The sequence below is a fragment of the Exiguobacterium sp. UBA3968 genome (assembly GCF_002385115.1).
In the GTDB taxonomy this organism is placed as follows: Bacteria; Bacillota; Bacilli; order Exiguobacteriales; family Exiguobacteriaceae; genus Exiguobacterium_A.
Map to the genome: position 1 here is coordinate 134555 of NZ_DGCW01000004.1, position 25088 is coordinate 159642.

The 25088-nt window shown below is 47.5% G+C and carries 25 protein-coding genes; 8 read left to right on the forward strand and 17 right to left on the reverse strand.

From position 1 onward, the window contains the following. Positions 1–101: 101 nt before the first annotated feature. Positions 102–1895 (forward strand): acyltransferase family protein, encoded by a 1794-nt coding sequence (locus B3S86_RS00865; RefSeq protein WP_290748194.1) that lies wholly within the window; start codon positions 102–104, stop codon positions 1893–1895. Between the two features lie 51 nt (positions 1896–1946). Here the strand turns inward: B3S86_RS00865 and B3S86_RS00870 are convergent, their stop codons facing one another. The 3 genes from B3S86_RS00870 to B3S86_RS00880 all read right to left on the reverse strand — a co-directional run bounded on the left by B3S86_RS00870 (position 1947) and on the right by B3S86_RS00880 (position 4891). Beyond that, positions 1947–2882, reverse strand: coding sequence for a CopD family protein (locus B3S86_RS00870; RefSeq protein WP_290748196.1), 936 nt, complete (start codon positions 2880–2882; stop codon positions 1947–1949). 47 nt (positions 2883–2929) lie between these two features. Beyond that, the gene (locus tag B3S86_RS00875; RefSeq protein ID WP_290748199.1) at positions 2930–3457 is read right to left on the reverse strand and encodes a copper resistance CopC family protein; all 528 of its coding nucleotides are present in this window, start codon (positions 3455–3457) and stop codon (positions 2930–2932) included. Between the two features lie 63 nt (positions 3458–3520). Next, entirely contained in the window at positions 3521–4891 is a 1371-nt protein-coding gene (locus tag B3S86_RS00880; RefSeq protein WP_290748202.1) for a copper amine oxidase, read from the reverse strand. A 242-nt stretch (positions 4892–5133) separates the two neighbouring features. On the opposite strand from B3S86_RS00880, the gene B3S86_RS00885 reads away from it, so the two are divergent. Together B3S86_RS00885 and B3S86_RS00890 are read left to right on the forward strand one after the other, a co-directional pair. Beyond that, positions 5134–5745: a hypothetical protein gene (locus B3S86_RS00885; RefSeq protein WP_290748205.1), complete on the forward strand. Its 612-nt coding sequence runs from the start codon at positions 5134–5136 to the stop codon at positions 5743–5745. Next, complete coding sequence (locus B3S86_RS00890) at positions 5738–6100, forward strand: hypothetical protein (RefSeq protein WP_290748208.1); 363 nt, start codon at positions 5738–5740, stop codon at positions 6098–6100. Before B3S86_RS00885 ends, B3S86_RS00890 begins: the two co-directional genes overlap by 8 nt. Positions 6101–6157: 57 nt before the next feature. Here B3S86_RS00890 and B3S86_RS00895 read toward each other — a convergent pair whose 3' ends face one another. The 3 genes from B3S86_RS00895 to B3S86_RS00905 all read right to left on the reverse strand — a co-directional run bounded on the left by B3S86_RS00895 (position 6158) and on the right by B3S86_RS00905 (position 8859). Next, positions 6158–6643 (reverse strand): FixH family protein, encoded by a 486-nt coding sequence (locus B3S86_RS00895; protein WP_035411256.1) that lies wholly within the window; start codon positions 6641–6643, stop codon positions 6158–6160. After that, positions 6636–8003, reverse strand: coding sequence for a PepSY-associated TM helix domain-containing protein (locus tag B3S86_RS00900; RefSeq protein WP_290748213.1), 1368 nt, complete (start codon positions 8001–8003; stop codon positions 6636–6638). The genes B3S86_RS00895 and B3S86_RS00900 overlap by 8 nt, the downstream gene beginning before the upstream one ends. A 274-nt stretch (positions 8004–8277) precedes the next feature. Further along, positions 8278–8859, reverse strand: coding sequence for a DedA family protein (locus tag B3S86_RS00905; RefSeq protein ID WP_290748215.1), 582 nt, complete (start codon positions 8857–8859; stop codon positions 8278–8280). Positions 8860–9131: 272 nt separating this feature from the next. On the opposite strand from B3S86_RS00905, the gene B3S86_RS00910 reads away from it, so the two are divergent. Then, on the forward strand, positions 9132–9917 hold the full coding sequence (locus tag B3S86_RS00910) for an NUDIX domain-containing protein (protein ID WP_290748216.1): 786 nt from the start codon (positions 9132–9134) through the stop codon (positions 9915–9917). Positions 9918–9965: 48 nt separating this feature from the next. Here the strand turns inward: B3S86_RS00910 and B3S86_RS00915 are convergent, their stop codons facing one another. Further along, positions 9966–10814, reverse strand: a complete 849-nt coding sequence (locus B3S86_RS00915) for a VOC family protein (protein ID WP_035411267.1) — start codon at positions 10812–10814, stop codon at positions 9966–9968. Positions 10815–10935: 121 nt separating this feature from the next. Here B3S86_RS00915 and B3S86_RS00920 point away from each other — a divergent pair, with 121 nt between their 5' ends. Together B3S86_RS00920 and B3S86_RS00925 are read left to right on the forward strand one after the other, a co-directional pair. Beyond that, complete coding sequence (locus tag B3S86_RS00920; protein ID WP_035411270.1) at positions 10936–11286, forward strand: winged helix-turn-helix transcriptional regulator; 351 nt, start codon at positions 10936–10938, stop codon at positions 11284–11286. 104 nt (positions 11287–11390) lie between these two features. After that, positions 11391–12173, forward strand: a complete 783-nt coding sequence (locus B3S86_RS00925; protein WP_035411273.1) for a nucleotidyltransferase domain-containing protein — start codon at positions 11391–11393, stop codon at positions 12171–12173. A 51-nt stretch (positions 12174–12224) separates the two neighbouring features. Here the strand turns inward: B3S86_RS00925 and B3S86_RS00930 are convergent, their stop codons facing one another. The 3 genes from B3S86_RS00930 to B3S86_RS00940 form a co-directional block, all read right to left on the reverse strand. Further along, the gene (locus tag B3S86_RS00930; protein ID WP_290748221.1) at positions 12225–12809 is read right to left on the reverse strand and encodes a DUF4352 domain-containing protein; all 585 of its coding nucleotides are present in this window, start codon (positions 12807–12809) and stop codon (positions 12225–12227) included. 169 nt (positions 12810–12978) lie between these two features. Beyond that, positions 12979–13914 (reverse strand): NADP-dependent oxidoreductase, encoded by a 936-nt coding sequence (locus B3S86_RS00935; protein ID WP_290748224.1) that lies wholly within the window; start codon positions 13912–13914, stop codon positions 12979–12981. Between the two features lie 112 nt (positions 13915–14026). Continuing rightward, positions 14027–15496, reverse strand: coding sequence for a methyl-accepting chemotaxis protein (locus B3S86_RS00940; RefSeq protein ID WP_290748227.1), 1470 nt, complete (start codon positions 15494–15496; stop codon positions 14027–14029). Positions 15497–15650: 154 nt separating this feature from the next. Between B3S86_RS00940 and crcB (B3S86_RS00945) the strand changes: the two genes are divergently transcribed. Continuing rightward, positions 15651–16049, forward strand: a complete 399-nt coding sequence (gene crcB / locus B3S86_RS00945; RefSeq protein WP_290748229.1) for a fluoride efflux transporter CrcB — start codon at positions 15651–15653, stop codon at positions 16047–16049. Continuing rightward, positions 16050–16400, forward strand: a complete 351-nt coding sequence (crcB, locus tag B3S86_RS00950; RefSeq protein ID WP_290748232.1) for a fluoride efflux transporter CrcB — start codon at positions 16050–16052, stop codon at positions 16398–16400. A gap of 54 nt (positions 16401–16454) precedes the next feature. Here crcB (B3S86_RS00950) and B3S86_RS00955 read toward each other — a convergent pair whose 3' ends face one another. The 7 genes from B3S86_RS00955 to B3S86_RS00985 form a co-directional block, all read right to left on the reverse strand. Further along, positions 16455–17309 (reverse strand): DegV family protein, encoded by an 855-nt coding sequence (locus tag B3S86_RS00955; protein ID WP_035411284.1) that lies wholly within the window; start codon positions 17307–17309, stop codon positions 16455–16457. A gap of 70 nt (positions 17310–17379) precedes the next feature. Further along, positions 17380–18411: an aldose epimerase family protein gene (locus tag B3S86_RS00960; RefSeq protein WP_290748235.1), complete on the reverse strand. Its 1032-nt coding sequence runs from the start codon at positions 18409–18411 to the stop codon at positions 17380–17382. Positions 18412–18500: 89 nt separating this feature from the next. After that, a complete protein-coding gene (locus B3S86_RS00965) occupies positions 18501–20177 on the reverse strand; it encodes a LytS/YhcK type 5TM receptor domain-containing protein (protein ID WP_290748237.1) in 1677 nt (558 codons plus the stop codon). Between the two features lie 178 nt (positions 20178–20355). Beyond that, positions 20356–21678: a hemolysin family protein gene (locus B3S86_RS00970; protein WP_056064026.1), complete on the reverse strand. Its 1323-nt coding sequence runs from the start codon at positions 21676–21678 to the stop codon at positions 20356–20358. A gap of 36 nt (positions 21679–21714) precedes the next feature. Then, on the reverse strand, positions 21715–22083 hold the full coding sequence (locus B3S86_RS00975) for a MerR family transcriptional regulator (protein ID WP_035411297.1): 369 nt from the start codon (positions 22081–22083) through the stop codon (positions 21715–21717). A 154-nt stretch (positions 22084–22237) separates the two neighbouring features. Beyond that, positions 22238–24373, reverse strand: coding sequence for a (Fe-S)-binding protein (locus tag B3S86_RS00980; protein WP_290748243.1), 2136 nt, complete (start codon positions 24371–24373; stop codon positions 22238–22240). Positions 24374–24641: 268 nt separating this feature from the next. Next, entirely contained in the window at positions 24642–25079 is a 438-nt protein-coding gene (locus B3S86_RS00985) for an NUDIX hydrolase (RefSeq protein ID WP_056064029.1), read from the reverse strand. Positions 25080–25088 lie beyond the last annotated feature (9 nt).

Here is a 25088-nt window from a genome sequence, read left to right on the forward strand (position 1 = left end):
GGCTAGGTTGTTACTTCTTAGACACTTCTTTGAAATTGGAATTCGATACACTAAAGACTGTTAGAAATTAGTTGTCGTTTTAAAGGAGTTGTTCGTGTCTTATGAAATCCTCGTCTCGTTCGATTACATATATGCCAGGGCTTGACGGCTTACGTGCTTTCGCTGTCCTGTCTGTCATTCTCTACCACTTATCTGTTTCATTCTTCTCTGGTGGTTTCCTCGGTGTTGATCTCTTTTTCGTCCTATCCGGTTACCTGATTACTGGTCTTTTGTTACGCGAGTGGCGAACGACCGGGCGCCTCGATTTGAAACGGTTTTGGATTCATCGTTTCCGTCGTTTGTTCCCAGCTCTATTCGTCATGCTGTTACTCGTTCTCGGATATGTAACCGTCTTTGAACGCGAGCTATTGCATACAGTTCGTCAAGATAGTGCCTTTGCGCTTATTTACGGAACAAATTGGTGGTATATCTTCCATGACGTCTCGTATTTCGAGTCGTTCGGGAAACCGTCACCGATCCAAAACCTTTGGTCGCTCGCGATCGAAGAACAGTTCTACCTGCTATTCCCGATCCTACTTTGGTTCGGCATGAAAAATCGTCGCCTGTTCCTTCAATTGATTGGTGTCGCGATCGGCGCATCCGTGCTCGCGATGGCGATTCAATTCACACCGGGTGAGGATCCGAGTCGTGTCTACTACGGTACCGATACACGATTATTCGCCTTATTGATCGGGAGCTTGCTCGCGTTCGCGTGGCAACCGACCCGCTTTAAGATTGATATCCCAAAACGTGGTGTTCGATTGTTGAATCAAACAGGTGCTGTCACGTTGCCACTCTTACTTTTACTGATGGTTGTAACGAGTGAGTTCGGAAGCTTTTTATACCGCGGCGGCTTTTTCATCGTTTCGCTCCTTGCCGCCCTATTGATTGCTACGATCGCCCATCCGGCGTCGATTTGGAGTCGTTGGTTTGCGCGTCCATCACTTATTGCGATCGGCAAACGGTCGTACGGCTTATATCTATGGCATTTTCCCGTCATCACGTTGCTGACACCGGTCGAGCAAATTGGAACATTCTCGGTACTACGGACTATATTGATCATAGTTATTCTTGTTGCGTTAACAGAAGCGTCGTATCGCTTCATCGAGCGTCCGATTCGTCAACTCGGACTGTCTGGTTACTTGAAGCGTTTATCGCTACATCCGCAACAGTTACGTCAGTTCTCAACGATACAGTGGGCGAGTGTTGCCGTGTTGACGATCCTTATCGTCAGCTTCATTGGTAACTTATCGATTCTTGCTGTTTCCGATACACCGAAGCCAGAACCCGCCTTCCATAAGATAGCGGCGCCAAAAGAAAAACCGAAACCGGTCCTCAAACCGACGACACCGAAAGCAAAACCTGATCAACGAAAAATTTGTCGACCGACGCTTGCAATCGGTGACTCCGTCCTGCTCGGTGTCGAAGATTATCTCGGCAGTACACTCAAACAACTGACGATTGATGCGAAACTCGGTCGACAGCTACGAGAAGCGATTCCGCTAAGTGAGCAGTATGCGTCGTACAATCAACATGGACGCCAAGTCATCCTCCATCTTGGAACGAACGGCAGCTTCCGCAAAGATCAGTTGAATAGCTTACTCGACCAATTTGCAAATGCCGATCACGTCTATCTCGTCACAGCACGGGTGCCACGCCCGTGGGAAGCAGAAGTCAATCAGATGTTACGAGAGGCATCAAAGCGGAAACGGGTCGAACTGATCGACTGGCATGCCACTGCTATCAAACACCCATCTTATTTTGAAGCGGATGGTGTTCATTTGAATATCAAGGGCGCCCGGGCCTATTCGAAGATTCTTGCGAAAGCAACGAATTGCGCCGTTTCGACAAAATAAAATCACGACAAACAAGGTAGCGGAACTATCCGCTACCTTGTTTTTTTGTGTTCACCCTGTCGCAAGTAGTCCCAGGTAGATCAGACTGACACTAAGAAGGCTCAGCAAGACACCCAATGCATGTCGTCTGAATCCGAGTAAGAGCAGTGGTAAGGTAGCGATCCCCATCATCAAGACCCACCCGTCCCCTGCTGGACCACTGACCGGTAGTTGACCTAACGTCGGTTGTTCCAAACGACTGAGTGATGCACTTGCCATGAACAGAAGTATTAAAATAATACTCTCCATCCGGAGTAACGGACGCGGATCGTATGTCGAGTCGAAACGTAACCGACGCCGGACAAGCGTGCCATTACAAAAGGCGTAGAACAAAAGCGGCAACAACAAAAGATGCTTCAGCAACATGGCTTGACCGTATGGCACGCCCCATAGATTCGGATAACGTTCAAGCGGAATCGCCAGTTGCATCAGTAACAGACCTGACAGGATGACACCGGTAAAAGCAATCCGGGCAAACGGACTGAACCAACTTAAAAAGGCGGACCAATGCTCGGTCGAACGGGCACCAACAGCTACCCAAAACACAACACCGATCCAAGCCGTCACACATAAGAAGTGACTGAACTGAAGCGTCCACCCAAGCGCCCCGTATTTCGTTGCGGCATGACTCGTTCCTGCAATGCCAATCCATATCGGGATCGTCAAGAGTGCGAGTAGGACGGACAGATGTTTTCGCCAGGCAAGTACGATCAATAGGAGTAAGACAGCGAAGTAAACGACAAGAAACATTTGACCGATATGCAAAAGTAACCCCGTTCGTAGAGCCCCCGTCATCGTTTGCGTCGAAAGCAGAAAACGAACGGCACCGATGACCGGGATACTTGTTCCAAGAACAAGCATTCCGAGCCCCGCTACCGCCCATGACGTACCATCCATTAATGGCGGTTTGTGTTTCGTTGAGATGAAGCATAACACCAGATAACCCATCCAAATCGCTCCACCCAGGTAGACGAGCAGTTCTCCTAGAAACGCACTCATATCGAACGACGACGGAATAAGAGAAGTAAGACGATGCTGACTAATAATCCACCAACAATCCAAGGAAGTAGCGTCGGAACGAGTCCTTTTGAAACAGGCTCAGCTTCTGGGACGACCGCTGCCTTTGTTTCCATCGGCTCCGCCTTTTCAACTGTCTTCGCCTCAGTTTTTTCCGTACCCAGTACTGTAAAACGAATCGTCCCTTTGACCGGATGACCATCATCTGAAATCGATGCCCATTTAATCGTGTACTGTCCTTTTTTCAATGGTTTCGAGACGACGGCACTGAGTTCATTCCCGATGATGAGCGGTTTCGCAAGCGATTGTTCGACACCGTTCGCGTCCACTACACGTAAGGTACTCGTCTTTTCGACAGCCTCACTAAACGTCAAGCGGATCCGATCGACAGGTTCAGGTAATGCCGAATCCTCTGCCGGATTGGAACTTTTAAGACTCGTGTGTGCTTCGACCGATATAGGCAATAGACAAATCAGAAATAGAAGTGCAAATCGGATGATACGCATGTCGTTTACCTCCTTTCTGCTTGATGTGTATAAGAAAACCCGCTGTTTCCAGCGGGTCGTCCTTTATTGTTGCGGGCGACGACGGAGTGCGAACAATCCAAGGATCGATGCTGCGGCAATACCAAGCAATGACCACACGATACCTGTCGCCGATGATGCTGCTTGCATACCACCGAGACCTGTGTTCGGCATACCAGATGGTGCACCTTTGAATTTATCTGGGAACTGATTGACGATTGCTGTCGCTGTTCCTTCCCCTACGCCGTACATATGCGCGTACGCTTCGCGAATCGCGGGGTACGCTTTGTCGTAATCTTTTTCATTGTAGCTATTGAAGGCGAGTAAGAGTTGGTCGATGTGGACCTTCAGTCCTTCTTCCAAATCTTTTGCTTTTAAGCGTCCTTCCGTTGCAGCATCGAGGAATGCTGCTTGTTCGACACGGTACTCATCGAGTTCTTTTACAGCCATGTCGCGTGCTTGATCGTCTTTTGCACCTGTTGCTTTGACGTAGTCGACGAAGTAGCCGATATGGCTCGACCAGATTTTCTTGAATTGTTGTGCTGCTTCACTGCCGTAAACGGAACCGATTGAAGCCGACAAATCATCTGTATTTTGACTCAAGGCACCGGCTGCCGCGTCAAAGTCCTTTGCACCGTCAATTCCTTTTTGCATCGCGAGCACCGCAAGCGCTGCGTGCTCTGAGAAGTTCCGGTTGAGCCCGGCACGAAGATCGGCTGCTGGTGTATCGACTTTCGTATTTTTGAATTTATCCGGATACTGATCAACGATCGCACCAGATAATCCTTCTCCGACCATATACATATGCTCGATTGCTTCACGTAGATTGCTGTAGGCAGCGTCATAATCACCAGCAACGTAACTATCAAACGATGTTAACAATTGCGTGATATGGACTTTGAGCCCTTCTTCGAGATCTGCTGCTTTCAATCGCCCGCCTGTTGCTTTATCAAGGAATGCAGCCTGCTCGACACGGTACTCATCCAAATCTTTCAATGCTTTTTGTTTAGCATCTTCATCTTTTGCTCCAGTCGCTTTGACGTAATCGACGAAGTAACCGATGTGGCTCGACCAGATATCTTTAAACGCTTTTCCTGCATCGTCACCGTAGACAGAACCGACAGCTGCCGCTAAATCATCCGTATTTTGATTCAATGCGCCTGCTGCTTGTTCAAAATCTTTTTTACCATCAATTCCTTTTTGCATCGCGACGACTGCGAGATATGCGTGTTCAGATAGAATTTGATCGAGTGTCGCTCGCAGATCCGATGCTGGAGAGGAGACATCTAGTGAGACTTTTCCTGAACTGTGAGACATCTTACTATGGTCCTCATGACCATGTGCACTGACACCTGCTGCTGGAATCAACAATGCGGCACTTAGCGGAACAGCGAGATACGACTTTTTCATCTTCATCTTATGAACACCCCTTTGATTTTTTGGACTTCACACAGATAACGTAAGGAGTTCATAAATGGTTTTATCTTTTTACATTTTTTATTTAAAATATTTTTTAATCAGAAATAAACTTATGTAGTACTTTCATTATTTTTAGTTTTTATTTACTCATTTCACGAAACAGCTGACTTATTTTCTAATCAATTCATTAGAATCTTCTTATAACCGCATCTTTTATTTTTTAGAACAGGAGTGGAATCATGAAACGAACCGTCATTGGTGCATTGCTCGCTTCCCTCGTCGTCTCGCAAGCAGTCGGACCGGTCGAAGCAAAAAGTAAATCGAAGAAAAAATCTGTCGTGCAAGTCGATCGAGACAAAAATGGCATCCCGGATGCTTGGCAAAAACAATATCATTTGGGATATGGAAAACAAGTCGCAACAAAAGATCACGATCGCGATGGTCTAACGAATGCACAAGAGTATCAACTTCGCCTCAACCCAACAAAATCAGATTCGGATCGTGACGGAATCAAGGATGGGAAAGAGGATGCGGACTACGACTCTCTTACAAACCAACAAGAATACACAGCGCATCTGAACCCATTGAAAAAGGATTCTGATCAAGATGGCATTTCTGATGATAAAGAAGACCAAGATCAGGATCGATTGACGACACGGGAAGAGTTCATCGTCGGTACGCAACCATTGAAAAAGGATTCCGATCGTGATGGCATCAAAGACAATGAAGAAGAGCGGGATCGAGATACGCTTATCAACGAAGATGAGTTTGAACTCGGTTCTGATCCAACAAAAGCCGATAGCGATCAGGATGGAACACGAGATGATCAGGAAGATACGGATCATGATTAAAGTAACGGATACGAACAAGAAAAAGTTCGAGTGGCGCTACAGTAATGAACACCAACGGAAAGAACTCCGTTTTAAAGATGAGATTGGCATCACTGATGTCGCGACGTTAAAAGACCGCCTTCTCGTCACGCCATCGATGACGGAAGAGGAATTATTAACGTTAGTAGCTCAGGCACTTCAATTGCCAAACATTAAAACATTACAAGTCCAAGTCAAGTTCTACAATGGACAAGAGCTTGAATCGGAAGATGAACACGCGGATGACGATGGTGCATCGGATGATTCTGGGGATGAAGGCGATGACGATTCCGATGATCATGGCGATGATCATGGTGGTCACGGTGATGATGATTGATCCTCAATACACAAAGAGAGAACGGAAAATTCCGCTCTCTCTTTTTTCATACTCCTATTAATGATGGTGACCGCTACTTCCACCAGCGGGTTTTGCTCCACCTTGTAAGATTTTTAAATCCTGGGCCGACAGTTTTCCGACGATGAATTGCCGTGTCGGCATGATCATCGCACCTTCACTGCTCGCATGCGCTTTGACATAATACAAGCCGGATTTCGGTAATGTCTTCGCAATCGTGTAGACACCCGGCTTCGTCTCTTCTGCCGGTTCCATACTATAGCGGACTGTTCCGTCTGCTTTCCAGATTTCGAAGTGGACATAGTCGACTTTTTGAGCCGGTTTCGCTTCACGCCAAACCGTCGCTTCGAACGTTTGCTTTTTCTTTGCGTCCGGTTGTACGTCTTTTGGGATATTCATTTTAATCGATAACGGATGAACGACGGCGTACTGCTCCGCCGCATCAGAATCAACGGCGCAGCCGGCAAGACTCGTCGTCGTGACGAGCAGTCCACCAAGCACGAATGTTTGCATCGATTTACGCATTGAAGAACCTCCTTACACTCGGAATACGACGGATGACGAGGAAATCGACCAGCCAGACGACGAGCAACGATAGACCGACGAGCGGGAAGACGATTCCCAGCACGACAAGCACAGCGAGGAATCCTTTCAACATGAATGCTTTCGGTCCTTTCGGCGCCCCCATCCCTTTACTTGGTTTTCGCTTCAGCCAGAGATAGAAACCACTGACTGCCACGAGAATGATTCCGAGACAAATCAACAGACTAATTAACTGATTGAACCAGCCGAATTCCGTTCCCTTGTGGAGTGTGATCCCGGTCGCGACGATCTTTCCGACGATACCATAGTTGTCATAACGATAGTCGGCGAGCACGGCACCGGAATATTGATCGAGATGGATCGTCGCTTCATTCTGTGCTTTCGCTGGATACGCAGACAGCGTATAGACACCGCTCGGATCACTTGGAATACTGATCTTAAAGCTTGGATCCATCCCTTGTTGTTTGCCGATTGCAACGATGTCATCAATCGAAGCCGGGACGGCTCCTTCGACTTTTGATTGCGGGACATCAAGTGTTTCGGCAGCCCACGGGACTTCTGCGATATCCTTCGTTTGAAGAGTTGACTTCGGTGCTTCCCCACCCCAGATGGACGGTGGATAACCAAGACCTTGGTTCGTGACGAGTGACTGGAAGTTCGTCCCCCAGAAGCCAGACCACGGAAGACCTGTCAGGATGAGGAATAACATTCCTGCTGTGATCCAGAATGCCGGAACGGCGTGGAGGTCACGACGAAATAACTTCTTGCCTTGACGAAGACGTGGGAACAAAACACCTGACAGCCCCTTTTGCTTACGCGGGAACCACAAGAATAATCCTGTCACGATCAAGACGATTGCCCAACAGGCAACGAGTTCGACAATCCGGTCACCGGTCGTTCCTGCCATCAGTTCTCCATGAATTTCTTCAATTTTGTTCATGATTCGATCGTCGTCCGATAATGTTCCGATGATTTTCCCGGAGTACGGATCGACGAAGACTGTCGCCGACATCTTAGGTGACGAGATGTTCACTTCACTGGATCGATCGTCCGATTCACCCGGTCGGTATGACGTAACGAGCGCGTCCGGATACTTCGCTTTGACGCGATTGATTTGTTCCGTCGCCGTGATGCGATCCGCTTTTGGTGTAACTTCATAATACGATTGATACAGGACGTTTTCGATTTGCGGCTTAAATAGATAGATCGATCCTGTCACGGCAAGCATGACGAGGAACGGTGCAAAAATGATACCAGCATAAAAGTGCCACCGCCAAATCGTCCGGTAAGCAGAAGAAGTCGGTGCTTTTTTGACCGTCTCTTCCGTCTGCATGAGATTCATATGTATCCTCCTTCGACAGAAAATATGTCCACTCTGTGAACACCTTTTAGTATAAGCGGTTACAATCCATTTCCACGCACTGGCTTGTGACGATAAATTGCCAATCCAGTGTGTAAATCAGGTAGCTTTTAAGAAGTGATGTGCGTCATTTTTTGACAATGATTTCACTTTTTTTGTAGATTACTTCTTATTTCAAAAAACTATCCTTATTCATAAAACCAAACTTTAACCTAAAAAGCGAATCCATTATCGGATTCGCCGTTTTATATGTGATTTACATCGAGGACTCTTCTTCTAACGCTTGCTTTTGACGATGATGATGGACGATTCCGATGACCGCTGCTCCAATGAGGATCACGATGATTGATCCAATGACACCAGGATTCACCTGTAGCCAGTTCCACAGTTCCGACCACGTCACAGCTTCTCCGATCCGGACGATCAAAAAAGTCCAGAGTCCTGTATACACGCCTGCTGCTAAGAACGTCATCACTAAATAACGCGGTAACGGATAACCGAGAAGTCCGGCGACATAATGAATCGGATGTCTGACGCCGGGTAAGAAGAACGATAGTCCGATTGCCCATAACCCGCGTCGTTCTATGATTGCTTCTGCTCGTTCTAAGAAACGTGATTTCATCCAGCGTTTGACGAGCGGAATCTCACGGAAGAACCGAGCAAGTAGATAAAACCAGGTAAAGGCGATGAAGAAGACCGGCCAAGCGGTCAGCCAGATGACGACCGGGTACATCCCCTCTCGTAATCGAAGTGCTGCAAAACTCATCATCAAGACATCGTCCGACAATGGGGTGAACATGATTCCGCCAGCCAGGCGGACGAGTGCCATGATATCCATCACGTATCCCTACTTTCTGTTTCTCTCTATATTCAGTATCCCCGATTTTTCTGAAGTTGAGCCCTATCCATTTCTTAAGTTCTTCTTTAGTTATACTTTTCTGATCAAAAGAGATCATCATCGATGATTTAAAGTCACTTAGACCGAATGACATGTATACGCAATCGTTTAATAAAACATCCTTTTCCCACATCGAGAAAAAGGGTTTCCTCCATCCGTTCGAGAAGGGGTATAACGTACATCCGAACGCTCATCTGATAGGAGGAATTTCCATGTTGCATCGCCGGAAGACCTATACGATTCGTCCCGAACGCCTAGAAGAATTCACTGAGTTTTTTCATACCTACCTGTATCCGCTTCAAGTCAGTCATGGTGCCCGTCTCGTTGGTCGCTGGGTGACGGAAGCAGAAGATGAAGTTATCGCTATCTGGGAATACCGCGACCGTGAACATTACGAACAAGTCGATCGTGATGTCCGAAACAGTGCCTTACGCCGTGAAGCGATGAAAAAACGTGCCCGACTCGGCAAAAATCTCTATATCAAGTCGTATGAAGACTTCATGACGGCGACCGGTACGTACGCTCCTCCTCGTGCCATCGTCAGTGTGACCGCGTACATCACGAACGATGCCGGTGAAGTCCTGCTCGTTCGCAACCTCCACCGGGGTGATACGTATGAGATGCCGGGTGGACAAGTCGAAAATCATGAGTCGATTCTTGACGCGATCAAACGAGAAGTCAAAGAAGAAACCGGGATTGATGTCACAATCGATGGAATTACCGGTATCTATCAAAACATCTCGAGTCACGTCCTGTGCGTCTGCTTCCGCGGAAAAGCGGTCGGTGGTGAACTTGCGACACAAGAAGGTGAAACAACAGATGTCGGCTTCTTCCCGCTGACACGTGACTCGCTGAGTGAATACATCAAACGGGATCATTTCCAGTTGCGGACGCTTGATGCCATGGATCCGCACTACTTCCCGCATGCCTTATATAAAGTCAGACCGTATGAGCTGATCAGCCGGTATGACGGTAATGCAACGTCATCTTCACGATAAAACAAAAAATCCCCTTGCAGATTTTTCTCTGCAAAGGGATTATTTCAGTTATGTTGTCAATCGAGCAGTGATTCCAGCATCATCGGTGACATAGACAGCATCTGCTTGATCCGTAACGGTATAAGCAGAAGACTTCAACGTCTCGATTGCTGCTCGGAGCGTCGCTTGATCCGGATAACGCAGCGTCCAGTAGACAAGTCCGACCGCATCTTCCGGATTCGTCGGTGCGTCAACTCCCGACCAGACGTTCAGACCGATGTGATGATGGTAACCGCCAGCAGCGACGAACAACGCACGCATCCGCGAAGCGTCAGCCGCAACCTCAAAGCCGAGCGTGTCGACATAAAATGTCCGCGCTGCTTCGAGTGTCTTGACGTGGAAATGGACATGTCCCATGACCGTCTCGGCCGGCATACCATACCAGTCTTCTTCTCCAGCTTCGACGAGCATACTTTGCCAATCGACAGGATCGGTCGTCATCTTAACATCTCCATTTGCTTCATACGTCCATGTCTCACGTGGACGATCGGCATAAATCTCGATCCCGTTCCCATCCGGATCTGATAGATAAAAGGCTTCACTGACAAGATGGTCACCTTGACCAATCTCAATCCCTTGTTCGATCAAATTACGGATGACGAAACCGAGTTCTTTTCGGTTCGGTAGCAAAATCGCAAAATGGTATAACCCAGCAACCGAGTTCGGTGGGAAACGGCGGGCATTCGGATGAACTTCGAGCTCAACGAGTGGTGTACCTTGTGCGCCAAGAACCGTTAGCTGATCCGTTTGTGTCAGTATACGTAATCCGAGGGATGCTGTATAAAATGAAACGGAACGGTCAAGATCGGTGACGCGTAAACGAACGGGACCGAGTGTAATCTGTGGGTGAATCGACATGTTGTTTCCTCCTTCAATGAAATATCTTGTACCTCTATTATTACGCGGAAGTGATGGAAGCGGAAGTAGGCACGAATAAGTGGTATAGTATCCTAAACGATACCATGAAGGAGGAAGACCGATGGAAGAGACACCAAGCTGTCGAGTCGAGACCGCACTCGAAATCTTGACCGGAAAATGGAAACCGTCGATTTTACTCGTCTTGATCACACACGGAACGCTCCGCTTCAGTGAATTGAAACGACAATTGCCGAACATTACGCAAAAGATGCTGACAGCTCAATTGCGCGAGCTCGAACTAAACGATATCGTGCATCGCGAGATTTACCAAGAAGTCCCGCCACGCGTTGAGTATTCGCTGACGGATTACGGTCGGACACTTATCCCGGTTCTTGACGCCATCAATGCATGGGGCGAACAGCACGTCATTCATCTTGAAAATAAAGAAAAAGTAGCTTCTGCCTCCCAATGAGAAATCCATTTCGATGTGATTTCTCATTTTTGTATGGAATAAACTGTCTATTCCCCCGTATACTAACCTAATAGACTTCTGTTTTCGGAAAGGAATGAGTCCTCATGCATCAACTCCATGCAATCGAGCAACTCGTCGCTCGGCTCAAACAAGATCCTGCAGTCGAAGCCATCTTCTTGAAAGGATCCTTCGGACGAGGAGAAGAAGATGTTCATTCAGACATCGATCTGTACTGTCTCGTCTCGAAAGAACGCCAAACGAAATTTTTATCACGTCGACTGTCCCACCTCTCTGTTTATCGCCCCATCATCTGGAAAGATGAGATCGACATCATCGCACCACAGATGATTGTCGTCTATGATGATTTGTTACATATCGATTTATTCACGGTGACGCTTGATTCGCTAAACCATAAGGATCAATTACGTGTCCTGTACGATCCAAAACAGCAATTGACGGACTTTACGGATACTTGCGACTTGACGCTTTCCGCACAAGAAGCGACCGATGAAGCGATTGATGCCGTCTGGTTTTTATTCCAATACAAAAAAGCAGCGGCACGGGGAAACGACTTATGGGCAGTCGAGATGCTCCGGAGCGCCTTGATCAAGTTCGCGAAAGTCTTGCTTCATCACCATACTCCAGATCGGGCGCAGCTCGGATTAAAGACGATTCCGACGACATTGCCTGACGGTCCACGCCTTTCTCTTGAATCAATCTATGAAGTCTTGACACCCGCAACGCATGCTGAAGCGGCTCAACGTTATCTGGCATGTCTAGAGACTGAACGGAAGACACTCGATCGGACGCTCGTCACGCATCCCGAAACACTCGACTTACTCGATCGATTAACGCATGAACTATCGATGCAACAAGTAAAACGATAACAACAAAGGAGTAGCAGGCATTTGCCTGCTACTCCTTTGTCTGCTCACCTATCATCGTGTCAATTGAATCTCTTTTGATTGTCCACCTGCCCAGCCAAAACCGGATGAGACTTCAAGCTTCGGATTTTTGACCTGTTTCGGTAATTCAAAGACGATGTTGCCGGTTTTTTCGATATTCGGGTTGATCGTCTCTAGGAAGAAGCCCATGCCGTCTTCATTCGCATAGAGATCGAGTTCCGTATCGGCTGAATACTCGGTATCGCCGACATTGACTTTAAACATGTTGCTATCAACGAACCGTTCTTCCTTGTCTCCATTTAGAATCGTCAGATCGATGACCAAGAATTGTCCTGACGTTTTCTTTTCGCCAAGGACGTTTGATAACGTATCGACCATCTTGACGTCATTGACGACGTACGTCAATTTACCGACTTTCACCCGATCATTGATGCCGTAGGTTTTCTTGACAGGTTTTGCGACAGCTTTAGCCTTCACTGGTTTTGCTTCTGATTGGACTGCTTCTTGTTCGACTTCTACTTTTTTCTCCGGTGCTGCTTGTTCTTCGTCATCTCCTAGATTTCCAAGGATGACTGCTCCGATTACGATGATTCCCGTCCACTTCAATCCTTTTTTCATGTTACTTCCTCCTTTTAATTTGCCTGACTCACGTCTGATAGCCTTAGTATAGGAAGAAGTAATCTTTTACCCTTCACACTTTTTTAACCAGGTTATTTTTTGTTTTAGGTATGAAAAATAGATTGACAGGACACAAAAAAAGAGCGCTGATTTCAGCGCTCTTTTCTCCTTATTCTCCTTTGACCCGGATGACGATTTTTCCTTTCGCATGCCCTTCTTCGCCATAATCGTGCGCTTCCTTGATGTGGTCGAGATCAAAGATTCGATCGACGACAGGCTGCAATTCGCCTCGCTCGACGGCTTTAGCGATATGTTGCAAACGCTCACCGGTCGGTTGCATGAAAACGTAGGCCGAACGGGCATTGTGTTGTTTCGCTTGCTCCTCATCGGGTGGTGTGGAAATCGAAACAAGCATCCCATTTGGTTTCAGCATCTGATAGAGCTCTCCTTGCTTGTCTCCGCCCATCGTGTCAAAGACAAAATCGACGTCCCGGACACGGTCGGCTGGATTTTCTTGTTTGTAGTCGATGACTTCGTCGGCTCCAAGTGCTTTTACCCAATCGACGTTTTTTGTACTCGTCGACGTAATGACGTACAACCCGTTCGCTTTCGCAAGTTGGATCGCAACCGTTCCGACGCCCCCTGATCCGGCACCAATGAAGATCCGATCACCTGGCTTCGCATCCATCACTTCGAACATGACCTGCCACGCTGTATGCGAGACGAGCGGAAGAGACGCTGCTTCTGCGAAACTGAGCGATTCTGGTTTTTTCACGACAAGATGTGCATCAACTGCGACATACTCCGCATAGGTCCCTTGACGAGCGATTTCTGGACGACTGAAGACGGCGTCCCCGACTTGAAGATCCGAGACGCTTTCTCCGACTTCCTGAATCACGCCAGCAACATCCCAACCGATAACGAGCGGCATTTCGTAGCTCAACATCTGACGCAAGTACCCCTCTCGTAACTTCCAGTCGACCGGATTTACGCTCGCGGCATAGACTTCAATTAAAACATCATCTGGTCCGATGACCGGCTTTTCCAGTTCTCCGATCTTAAATTGTTCCGATCCACCATACTGTTCAATGTAAGCTGCTTTCATCCGTTGACTCCTCCTTCGATAATCATTCCCTATCTTCTTCCCCGTCCGTTCCACCAACAAACAGTCTGAGAATAGACAACAGCTCCCCACTGATCAATGAGGAGCTGTTTCGTTAACGATTCGTTTGCTGAAGGGTAGACGCCGTCTCGTTCAAGGCATGAATCGCCTGTTGCAGTTCCATGACCTGTCCGACTTGATGACGTGTCAGACCTGATAATGACTCACTTTGCGCGAGCAAAGCATTCATGAACCTGTCGAGTTGACCGGTTGCTGTCGTGATAGCAGTAAGACTGCTCGTCATCGTCGCGAATTGGATCTGCGCCGACTGGATCGAACCGACGACTTCGGTCGCATCCGTTTCAATCGTTTGCAGCGCCAACTGACTCTCTGCCATCCGTTCTTCCTGCTCACGTAACAAGGTCGTACTGGCATGAATCGAGTTGCCGGTTTGTGTGACGTCCTGATCAACACGTTCGATAATCGCATTGATTTCTTTTGACGCTTCTGCCGTCTGTGCTGACAGGTTGCGAATTTCTTGCGCAACGACCGTGAAGCCTTTTCCGAACTCACCCGCGCGAGCTGCTTCAATGGAAGCATTGAGACTGAGCAAGTTTGTCTGAGCCGCAATCGCATTGATGCTCGACGTGATCGCGACGATTTCCTGGAAACGCCCAGCGAGCTGTCCGAATGACGTGACCGATTCATCCATGCTTGTCGTCAATTGTTGCAGCGATTGTCCGGCAAGACCGATCGTCTGCCTGCTTTGTTCAGCTGTTGTCCGCGATGACGAACTCCGCTCGAGCGCACGGTCGACTGATACCGTTACCTCTTGCATCCGGTTAACTTGTTGTTCGTTCAGTTGACGGATTTCACGAATCGCTTGGACGCTGCCTGCCGCTTCACTTGCCAGCTGTTGCATCGCTAGATCGACCTGACTGAAGGAATCCTTCGCCGCGTCGACCGTCTCACTCATCTCTTCTGTGAACGTCGTCACTTCCGTTGCCGTTGCTGCCGTTTGCTCAAGGGCGACTTGCGATGTTGCCGCGTAAGCTTCCGACCGTTCCTGTTCTTGGCGGACTGCCAGCATGACGTTCCGTCCGAAGACGGCAACGAAGACAGCCGCTGAGAAGATCATCAAGTAGATGACATATGCGACGATCAAGTCAAATGTGTTCGTAAAAACAATCGTACCGTTGGCTGTGAATAACGCCATTTCAAGTAGTCCGAAGATCCCAGCCAGAACGACGAGACGCGGAATCAAATAGACGATCGAAATCGTCAAATAAAGATAAGCAATCGTCCAGATACTTAGGGACGGTAATGTCGTCAAAACCAAGGCGAGGACGAGATACGTTAATGTCACTTGAACATATTTCCCACTCGGACGATGTCCGAGGAGGCGGTTGCCGACCAGCAACGCGACCGTCAAGATCAGACCACCGACTAAAAACTGATAGAACACACTGATGGGAACGTAATTCATTTGGGCAAATACGAAAATCAACGGATGCGCAATTGTAATCAACGTTGCAATCAGACGGGATAAAATCTTTGTACTTTGTTGCTCGAGGGCAGATACCATCTTGTTCAAACTCCTTCATCATAGTAAAGTCATACAATTGTTCATCGGCAGAAAGAATTCAATCGTTAAGTCCCTCGGATGACTTTTTTTCTTGACGCTTTCTTAAAACCAGGAGTACGTTTAACGTAGACTTTTTTCAGAAAAGAGGATTCCTATGCTCTATGTACTCGTAGGTCTCGCAGGTATTCTCGGTGCCTCTGCACGTTATGGACTCGGACTGCTGATTGGCGACTTTACGGCCGGTCCTTTCCCGTGGCCCACGCTTGCGATCAACTTGATCGGTAGCTTTCTGCTCGGCTATGCGACACACTTCCTATTTCGAACGAAACTCTTGCATCAATATGCGATTACAGCCATTGGAACGGGCTTCATCGGCTCATTCACGACATTTTCGACATTCAGCGTCGAGACTGTGACCTTATTTAACGAACGTCATTTAGCGGATGCGTTTCTCTACGTACTCGTCAGCCTGTTCGGCGGTCTGTTCCTGTCTTATCTTGGTTACGCGCTTGGAACAAGACGATTGCGGCACGTGACGAAAGGACGTGAGTGAATGGAATTACTCGCCCTTGCCATCGGTGCTTTTTGTGGAGCCATCAGTCGTTTTGCTGTCAGTCAATGGATCAAGACGATGTGGAAACGTGAATTCCCACTAGCCACATTCCTCATTAACGTACTCGGCTCATTTTTGCTTGGTCTCGTCATCGGTTCACATCTCGATACGACTTGGACGTTACTGCTTGGTACCGGCTTCCTCGGATCGTTTACGACGTTCTCGACGTTTAAGATTGAAACGTTACAGCTTCTGCAAGATGGAAACCGAAAAGTACTCGCTCTGTACCTCGTCTCAAGCTACGGTTTTGGAATTCTCGCAGCATTCTGTGGGATCACACTTACAGCTTGAACAAAAATGAGGCGACGGATTGTCCGTCGCCTCATTTTTGATATACATGTAGGTTTAGTCATTCATCCAGAACAGACCGACCGTCTCTGCTCCGGCATGTGTCCCAATTGCCGGTCCGAACGTGCCTTCAAGAATCGTCAGATCCGGGAATTTCGCTGCGACCTGTTGGCGCAGTTCTGCTGCCATTTCGGGTGCCATCGTCGTCGCAACATATATTCGGTTCTTATAGAACGTGTGTTGACGCATCGACTCATCGATTTGTTTGACCATCTCGATGTAGGCTTTCTTAAGAGAACGCGCTTTTTTGAATGGTACGACTTTTCCCGCTTCATCCGTCGTGATGATCGGTTTGATGCTGAGTAAGTTCGCAAGGAACAGGTCTCCTGACGAGACACGTCCACCGCGACGCATCGTCTCCATATTACCGACGATCATATAAAAGTGGGTCTTTTTCGTCAATGCTTGTAACGCCGCAACGATTTCTTCGACCGATTTCCCCTGTGCCTCAAGTTCCATTCCGTAACGAATGAATTCCTGTTGGTTTTCGAACGCGGTATGGGAATCGATGATATGAACCGGGAAGCTTGCCGCTTCCGCTGCTGATGCTGAGCTTTGAACGGTACTTGATAAGCCATTCGTACAATGTACTGCAATCGCGCAGTCATATCCTTCTTCTTTTAGCCGTTCGTATGTCCCGACGAACTCACCAAAGATCGGTTGTGAAGTTTTTGCAATCAGCTTTTTGTCCGCATCCAGAGCACGAAACAGACGCTCGACCGTAATGGCATTCTCTTGATACGCCGTATCACCAAGTAAAATTTGAATCGGCACGACATTGACGCCGATCGCTTCTGCCTCTTCCTTCGTGAAATAGGCCATACTATCGGTCACCCATGCTATTTTAGTCATTTTCCTTAGCCTCCGTTAGATTCTTCTCGCTTTATCCTACCATATACAGAAGTGGAAATCGCAAGAAACGTCATGACATCATCTGAAAATGAAACGATGTGCGCTTATGATAGTGTTTGCCGGCATGTAAGACGACGGAAGGAAAATTCGGTTGGTTGATCGCATCCGGCAACCCTTGTGTCTCAAAACAGATGCCAAGGTATGGCGTTGCTCGTCTTCCACAAATCGTGAACTCGCCTGACAAGTGATTAGCGGTGTAAACGACAACTCCCGGTTGATCCGTCACGACGCGCAAACGTCTACCACTGATTGGTTCGTCGAGAACGATTTCCCCGCCCTCTCTGAGTAAAAAGGGGTGATCGACACCACTACCTGCTTGACGTAGTTGTTCGTCTGATGCGTGTGTCACTTCATGTAGCGGACGAGCTTCCGAAAAATCAAAGACGGTGTCTGTTACCGGGAGAATGTCACCGGTCGGTACGGCATCTTTCGTCAACGGAACATAAAAAGGTGCATCCATTCGTAACAGATGCTGTTCGATCGTCGTTTTTGCTTCACCCGTCAAGTTAAAGTACGTATGATTCGTCGGACTGAACGGTGTCGAGGCCGTCGTCTCCGCTTCATAATGAACATGCAGGACGTTCTCGTCTGTCCATTCGAAGGTCAACTCAAACGATAAGTGACCTGGGTAGCCGTTCTCTCCATTCGGACTATCTAATCGTAGGACAAGTCGGTTATCGTTGATTTCGTGCGTGAACATCCGGTTCGCCCAATTCTCGCTTCCCCCGTGAAGATGATGCTCGCCTTCATTTTGTTCAAGTACATACGTCATTCCTTCGAGCGCGAACGCTCCGTTCGCGATTCGTCCTCCGACACGTCCGATCGTTGCGCCTAAATGGTGTGGATCATCCTGGTATTCTGACAGGTCATCAAATGCGAGTACGACGTTTTCAATCATCCCTTGCTGATCTGGAACCCGTATCGCAAGAATTTTTGCTCCTCGGTTCAAGATATCGACACTATGTCCATGAACATTCTCTAACGTGAACCGTAACAAGTACTGATCTCCTAGTTGACCCACTTCTGTTGTCGTAATCATCATCTGCTTCCTCCTGTACAATACGTTTTGCTGTTTTCCTATTTACCCTTGAAGCAACACAAAAAAACAACAGTAGCAAAGTGCCACTGTCGTCAAGACGATGGAAAAGGTAGCCGGACTTCGATTCGTGTTCCTTGATGGATAATGGAATAGACGCGTAGTGACGCAGCCGGACCATATGTCACCTCCAGTGCGCGTCGAATCAAGAACAGATTCGAATCACCTGATTCTTTTTGATCCAGTTGTTGCATCACAGCAAACGGCATTCCTTGCCCATTGTCTGCGACTTCGATGACCCAACCCGTCGTCGACTTAAAGGCGCGGACATCAATCCGGTGATGCCGTCCTGCCTTTACGAACGCGTGACGTAGTGCATTATCGACAAGCTGTGTCACGAGGAACGGGAAAACGAAGTATTCCTCAACGGAAGTCTCGATGTCGAGATCGACCGTGATATCAGCGGATGTCAATTGATTCGGACGGCGGCGTGTACCTTCGAGCGATAGATAAGCTTTTAGCGTCGCTAGTTCCTCACGCAGTGGATGTTCATCGTGCCGCGTCGCTGTCGTCAAAAGTTGAAGCAACGCATTCAATTGATGTTTTACAGGAGTTCCGGGATCGGCTGTCCGCTGAATTTCTTCGATGATGCCTTTGAGATAACTGACGTGTAACATAGGTTTCATCTTTCTACCGCTTAATCGGAGCAACTGCTCTTCTCGGTGCATGTGCAACTCTCGTGCTAATAAACGGACAAGTTGTTCCGTCATTCGCTCGACCGTATCATCAAATAGATCTTTCGAGAAATAACAGATGACACCCGCCTTTTGACCGTTGATGCGTATTGGATGAAAGCTTAGAATCTGTCCCGTCAGTTCATCTTCTTGTCGGACGGGTTCTTCTGCCTCAATCCATTGTTGTTCCTCACGTCTTGGTTGCTCACCACAGACTGCAGGTTGCTGTTCCGTCATATCAATGACGACTTCCGTCGCTCCGAGCAAGACGACACGTTGCATTTTCGTTTCCTTTAATAATGTCACTCCGATTTGTCGGGCGACTTCTGACGTCAATCCCTGCTTTCGTAAGGGTTGCAACGCTTGTAATAACCGATCAGAACGCTCCGTTTGTCGGACGAAGAGATCACCTTCGAGTCGAAGTTGCGTTCGTAAAATCATGATAAACAGGACGACACCACATGTGTTCGCGAACAATAGCGGAAATACCGCATGACTGATTAAATCAAGTGCCTGCGTCGTGTCTGGAGCCAGCAACAACGTGATTCCACTTTCAAAGAACAATGCGGCTAAGACGATGCCGACTGGTGGAATCAAGGCATAGTCATCCCGTAAACGCCAACGTTTCCGGTACCATCCACTCACGAGCCCAGCTACCATCGCAATGATCCAACCTGCTTCTGCCCCTAGAGAACCGAGTAAATAGCGGTGCAACCCGACTAGACATCCTGTGATCCCACCGACGATTGGTCCACCGATCAGACCGCTCGTCACGATGACTGCTAAACGTGTATCAAGTAATAAAGCATCCTTTTTGACGGATAACCCGAGTAACGGATCGATCGTTGTATCATTCGAAAGCACGATTCCCGCATAGTTCATTAAAATACCAGATGATACGAATGCTAAAAGAAGTGGTACATTCATCCCGCGGTCCATCTTGAATATGTATCGAGAAATGCGCCACTGGGACAATAGAAAGGCTAACAGTGCTAACATACCTAAACGACTCAGTAAGAATGGAATCTGATCAAGCACGGAATACCTCCTCGTTTCATAGGACGCGAATCGACAATACGGTAGTTGTAGATTACATTCCCGCTCACTCCATCATTCTCCTATCATGACCGCTGAAAGTTCACACAATCCGCAAGTTCTTAATTTTTTGACTGATGTGATATAAAAAAATCGGCTCCTCGATGAGGAACCGACCATCTTATCCTTCTGCTTCTACTTGTTCAGCTGGATGCAACCAAATCTTGACGCGATTGATTTGATAGTTCTCCATCTCCATTACTTCAACCGAAAAGTCTGGTGTATCGATGTGCTCACCGGGTTGAAGATCAATGTTGTGCATCTGAATCCAGCCGCCAATCGTATCCACGTCCTCGACGTTCGTAAATCGAATGTTGAAACGTTCTTCTAAATCCACGAGTAATACAGTACCGTCCAGTAAAAATTCGTCAGATTTGATTTGTTCGATTTCTTCGACTTCATCTGCATCGAATTCATCACGGATTTCGCCGACGATTTCTTCGAGTAAGTCTTCCATCGAGACGAGTCCTGCTGTTCCACCATATTCATCGACGACGAGTACGAGGTGTGTCCGGGTCCGTTTCATCTTCCGCAATGTGTCTTGAAGTGATGTTACTTCAGAAACGACCGGTAGTTCCTTGACGTAATGTGTCACCGGATGTTCGTTCCCGTTCGCAAAATCCGTCAAGACTTCCTTGACGTTGACGTATCCAAGAATCCGGTCTTTATCGTTCTCTTCTGTGACCGGATAACGCGTATACGGATTATCCATGAAGATTTCCATCAGTTCATTCTTCGTCAAACGTTCCGAGATCGTCTCCATCCGCATTCGTGGAACCATTAAGTCTTTGACAATATGCTCGTCAAAGGCGAAGACGTTCTGCATGAGAGCAAGTTCCGTCTGATTGATTTCACCACTTTGGAAACTTTGCGCCATGATGATTTTCAATTCATCTTCTGAGTGGGCTTGTTCATGTCCTGCTGGTTTGACACCGAACAGACCGAGGAACAGGCGTGCTGAACCGTTGAGTAACCAGATGAACGGATACATGATCTTCCCGAACACATACAGCGGACGAGCAAATAACAATGTCATGCGTTCTGCATACTGAATCGCGAGTGTCTTCGGAGCAAGTTCGCCGATGACGACGTGTAAGAACGTTACGGATACAAATGCGATACCAAACGACAAGAGTGTTGAAACAGCAGCAGAGATCCCGAAGTCATCGAAGACCGGATGCAAGATCTTTTCGACTGTCGGTTCTCCAAGTGCCCCAAGACCGAGTGCCGTGACGGTAATACCGAGCTGACAGGCAGACAAGTAATAATCAAGATCACCGGCGATTTTTTTCGCAAGGACCGCACTTTTATTGCCTTCCTGGATCATCTGATCCAAACGCGACATCCGCACTTTGACGACAGCGAATTCCGATCCGACGAAGAACGCCGTCAACACGATCAACAACACCACTAAAAATAAATTGATGAATAATATAGTATCCAAAATCCCCTAAACAGGGGTCACCTCCATTGTTTTGTATTAAAGCTGTGCAATCAGAGAAGCAATCAATGTCAGACGCCGGGACAGTTCTAAGCGAATCGCTTGTTTTTCGACTTCCGTCGACTGCAACAAACGTTGCTCGAGTCCTTCAACCGTCGTCTGTAATTGTTGTACTTCCTGATAAATCGTCTCTCCTGTTTTTTGTTCTCGTTCCGTAAAAGAAGCAAGAATCTCTTGCAGGGAAAGCCGTTGAGACTTCAAATATTCAATCTTTTCGATTTGATGAATGACCGATTCGTCATACAAACGGTAGCCCGATGCAGTACGCTCTGATGTTAAGAGACCGAGTGATGTGTAGTAATCAATCGTTCGTTTTGATAAGCCGGTGGTCTCCGCGACCTGACCGATTCGAAGTAACGCCTTCCCAAAAGATTCTCACCTCCTTGCCATAGTTAGTTCTTTTATTTTATCATGTCAAAACCGTACAGTAAAACGTCATGCTTTTAATAAAAAAACGATTACTCCCGTTGATACGAGAATAATCGTTTATACACTTCTAATTTTAAACTGTGGCAATTGGCTCTTCGACCGCTATACCAACGATCGAGCGTTCTAATAATTCGACGACATCATACGTGGCGACCGCTTCATCCACTTCCTTCGCCTTCGTACCGTCACTAAGCATCGTCAAACAGTACGGACATGCTGACCCGATGACGGATGGTTGGACGGTCAACAATTGTTCCGTCCGCGCGACGTTGACACGTGCACCAACTTTTTCTTCTTGCCACATCATGCCGCCACCAGCACCACAACACATGCCTTTTTCACGGTTACGTTCTGTCTCGACGAGAGTGATGCCTGGAATCTTCTCGAGAATATAACGCGGTGCGTCGTAAATATCATTGTATCGACCGAGGTAACACGAATCGTGATAGACGACCCGCTCCTTAACTTCATGTAACGGTGTGATGCGTTTCTCATCAATCAGACGAGCGAGCAATTCGGTATGGTGATAGACTTCGACATCCAGACTGAGTCCGAAGTCTGGGTACTCATTTTTGAATGTATTGTAGGCATGCGGATCAATCGTGACGATCTTTTTGACGCCATACTTCTCAAATGATTTGATGTTTGCTTCCGCGAGTTCTTGGAACAAGACTTCGTTACCGATTCGACGTGGTGTATCGCCCGAGTTCTTCTCATCGTTTCCGAGAATCGCAAACGAGATATTTGCCTCGTTCAGAATACGCGCAAACGCCATAGCGATTTTTTGACTCCGGTTATCGTACGATCCCATCGCCCCGACCCAGAACAGGTACTCGAACTCTTCGCCTGCTTTCTTCTTTTCTTTCGCTGTCGGAACGACGAGTTCATCACGGTTTTTCCGCCAGTTTTCGCGCTCTTTTCGGTTCATCCCCCACGGATTACCTTGACGTTCGATGTTTGCCATCGTCCGCTGCATTTCCGGATCCATCTTGCCTTCCATCATGACGAGATGGCGACGGAGGTCGATGATTTTATCAACATGTTCGTTCATGACCGGACACTGATCCTCACAGTTTCGGCACGTCGTACACGCCCAAATTTCTTCTTCCGTAATGACGTTCCCAATCAATGAATCCGGGACGATATCCATCTGTCCGGCTGCTGCGAGCGCGGCAATTTGATTTCCTTGCGATCCTTCGAACGCAAAAGCAGGTGCCCATGGTGAACGTTGTGTGATGGCTGCCGTTTTCATATTAAGATGGTCCCGTAATTTAACGATCAAATCCATCGGTGACAACATCTTCCCAGTTCCGCTTGCTGGGCACATGTTCGTACAGCGACCGCACTCGACGCAGGCATATAGATCAACGAGTTGCTTTTGATTGAAATCTTCAATCCGATTGACCCCGAAGCTGAATTCCGCTTCGTCGTCTTCTGCTTCTTCCATGACGGATAGATCAATCGGTGCCAAACGACCAACCTTCGATGTCCGCCCGAGCCAGACGTTTGCTGTACCGGCAATCAAGTGCGCATGCTTACCTTGTGGGATGTAGACCATGAAGCTAAGTAGGAACAAAAGATGTGCCCACCAGAAGAAGACGAATAATCCGAAAGCGACCGATTTCGGTACCCAGCCGAATAAGAACGCAATGCTTGAAGCGACGGGTTCACCGAGCGTCGAGTGGTTCTCATAGACAAGGAAGAATCCATTTCCGAAGAGGACGGCAACCATCAAGCCACCGATGAAGATCAAGGCAAGACCTGCTAAGAAATTTCGCTTCAGACGGACGAGCTTCTCGACATACCGGCGATAAAAACCCCAGACGACGGCAATCAAGATGACGAGCATGACGATCTCTTGAAAGAATGTAAAAAATGGATAAAGTGGACCGAGCGGGACATGCGGAAAACGCTGACCAACGGCAAGTCCTTTCCAGATAAAATCAATCGCTCCGAATTGAACGAGTAAGAATCCATAGAACATCATGACGTGGATGGCGCCACTTTTCTTATCTTTTAATAGTTTCTTTTGACCAAAGACGTTAACTAAAACTGCGTCTAGTCGTTCTTTATTCGTCAGCGTCCATTCCGCCTTTTTCCCCCGTTTAATGGCGGCATAACGACTTTTGACGAGTGATGTGAACAGATAGCCTGCATAACCGATGACGAGTAGGAAGGCAATCCAGTTAATGATTAAAAACGTATTCATGTTCGAACAAACCCCTTTCCCCCTAAAGCAGTTGTGTTGAAATGAGTATAGCATATAATGAATGACTATTCATTCATAAATTTTTAAATAAATTCTCTTTCGATTGATTGGCTCAATATGATTTAAAAAATGAGTTGAATCTATTAAAAGTAAATTGTCACGTGCGATTGTTCGATAGACATGCTTAGCAAGATTTCCTTCGTCTAATAGGACATTCTAAGCAAAAGAACGGATACACTCCTTTATAAGGATGATCCGTTCTTTTTGCTTACCACTTCATCTCTTCAAACATATAATAACCTTTGTGTTGTTCTGTTAAGTATGTATATAACGGAAGACGGACATCCTCACTTGTGATGTATTCCGTTAGCTCCCTTTGATTGATCCACTTCGTCTCGCTAATTTCTTCATCAGGATCATTCGGATCGAGTACTCCGCTCACCTCGCAATCAAAATAAGTGACGAGACTGTGCGCTTGATAAGTTGGCATGAAGTTCTCCGTCAAGAAGGCAAACGACGATGATGTGACTGCCAAGCCAGTCTCTTCAGCAACCTCACGACGAAGTGCTTGCTCGAGTGTCTCCCCAGCTTCAATCTGTCCACCGGGTAAGCTCCACCGATTGTCCTGACCCGATTGATTGTTGACAATGAGCAGTTGATCGCCCTTCCGGATGATCGCGACGATGATTCGATAGAGTGGATACATGACGCTTCC

Coding starts and splice junctions, on each gene's coding strand:
- B3S86_RS00895 (WP_035411256.1), bottom strand. CDS start 6,643: ATGCGTAAATCGATGCAAACATTCGTGCTTGGTGGACTGCTCGTCACG.
- crcB (WP_290748229.1), top strand. CDS start 15,651: ATGCTCTATGTACTCGTAGGTCTCGCAGGTATTCTCGGTGCCTCTGCA.
- B3S86_RS00915 (WP_035411267.1), bottom strand. CDS start 10,814: ATGTCGATTCACCCACAGATTACACTCGGTCCCGTTCGTTTACGCGTC.
- B3S86_RS00865 (WP_290748194.1), top strand. CDS start 102: ATGAAATCCTCGTCTCGTTCGATTACATATATGCCAGGGCTTGACGGC.
- B3S86_RS00985 (WP_056064029.1), bottom strand. CDS start 25,079: ATGTATCCACTCTATCGAATCATCGTCGCGATCATCCGGAAGGGCGAT.
- B3S86_RS00890 (WP_290748208.1), top strand. CDS start 5,738: ATGATTAAAGTAACGGATACGAACAAGAAAAAGTTCGAGTGGCGCTAC.
- B3S86_RS00955 (WP_035411284.1), bottom strand. CDS start 17,309: ATGACTAAAATAGCATGGGTGACCGATAGTATGGCCTATTTCACGAAG.
- B3S86_RS00870 (WP_290748196.1), bottom strand. CDS start 2,882: ATGGGTTATCTGGTGTTATGCTTCATCTCAACGAAACACAAACCGCCA.
- B3S86_RS00925 (WP_035411273.1), top strand. CDS start 11,391: ATGCATCAACTCCATGCAATCGAGCAACTCGTCGCTCGGCTCAAACAA.
- crcB (WP_290748232.1), top strand. CDS start 16,050: ATGGAATTACTCGCCCTTGCCATCGGTGCTTTTTGTGGAGCCATCAGT.
- B3S86_RS00940 (WP_290748227.1), bottom strand. CDS start 15,496: ATGGTATCTGCCCTCGAGCAACAAAGTACAAAGATTTTATCCCGTCTG.
- B3S86_RS00910 (WP_290748216.1), top strand. CDS start 9,132: ATGTTGCATCGCCGGAAGACCTATACGATTCGTCCCGAACGCCTAGAA.
- B3S86_RS00900 (WP_290748213.1), bottom strand. CDS start 8,003: ATGAATCTCATGCAGACGGAAGAGACGGTCAAAAAAGCACCGACTTCT.
- B3S86_RS00920 (WP_035411270.1), top strand. CDS start 10,936: ATGGAAGAGACACCAAGCTGTCGAGTCGAGACCGCACTCGAAATCTTG.
- B3S86_RS00980 (WP_290748243.1), bottom strand. CDS start 24,373: ATGAATACGTTTTTAATCATTAACTGGATTGCCTTCCTACTCGTCATC.
- B3S86_RS00880 (WP_290748202.1), bottom strand. CDS start 4,891: ATGAAGATGAAAAAGTCGTATCTCGCTGTTCCGCTAAGTGCCGCATTG.
- B3S86_RS00875 (WP_290748199.1), bottom strand. CDS start 3,457: ATGCGTATCATCCGATTTGCACTTCTATTTCTGATTTGTCTATTGCCT.
- B3S86_RS00960 (WP_290748235.1), bottom strand. CDS start 18,411: ATGATGATTACGACAACAGAAGTGGGTCAACTAGGAGATCAGTACTTG.
- B3S86_RS00885 (WP_290748205.1), top strand. CDS start 5,134: ATGAAACGAACCGTCATTGGTGCATTGCTCGCTTCCCTCGTCGTCTCG.
- B3S86_RS00935 (WP_290748224.1), bottom strand. CDS start 13,914: ATGAAAGCAGCTTACATTGAACAGTATGGTGGATCGGAACAATTTAAG.
- B3S86_RS00930 (WP_290748221.1), bottom strand. CDS start 12,809: ATGAAAAAAGGATTGAAGTGGACGGGAATCATCGTAATCGGAGCAGTC.
- B3S86_RS00905 (WP_290748215.1), bottom strand. CDS start 8,859: ATGGATATCATGGCACTCGTCCGCCTGGCTGGCGGAATCATGTTCACC.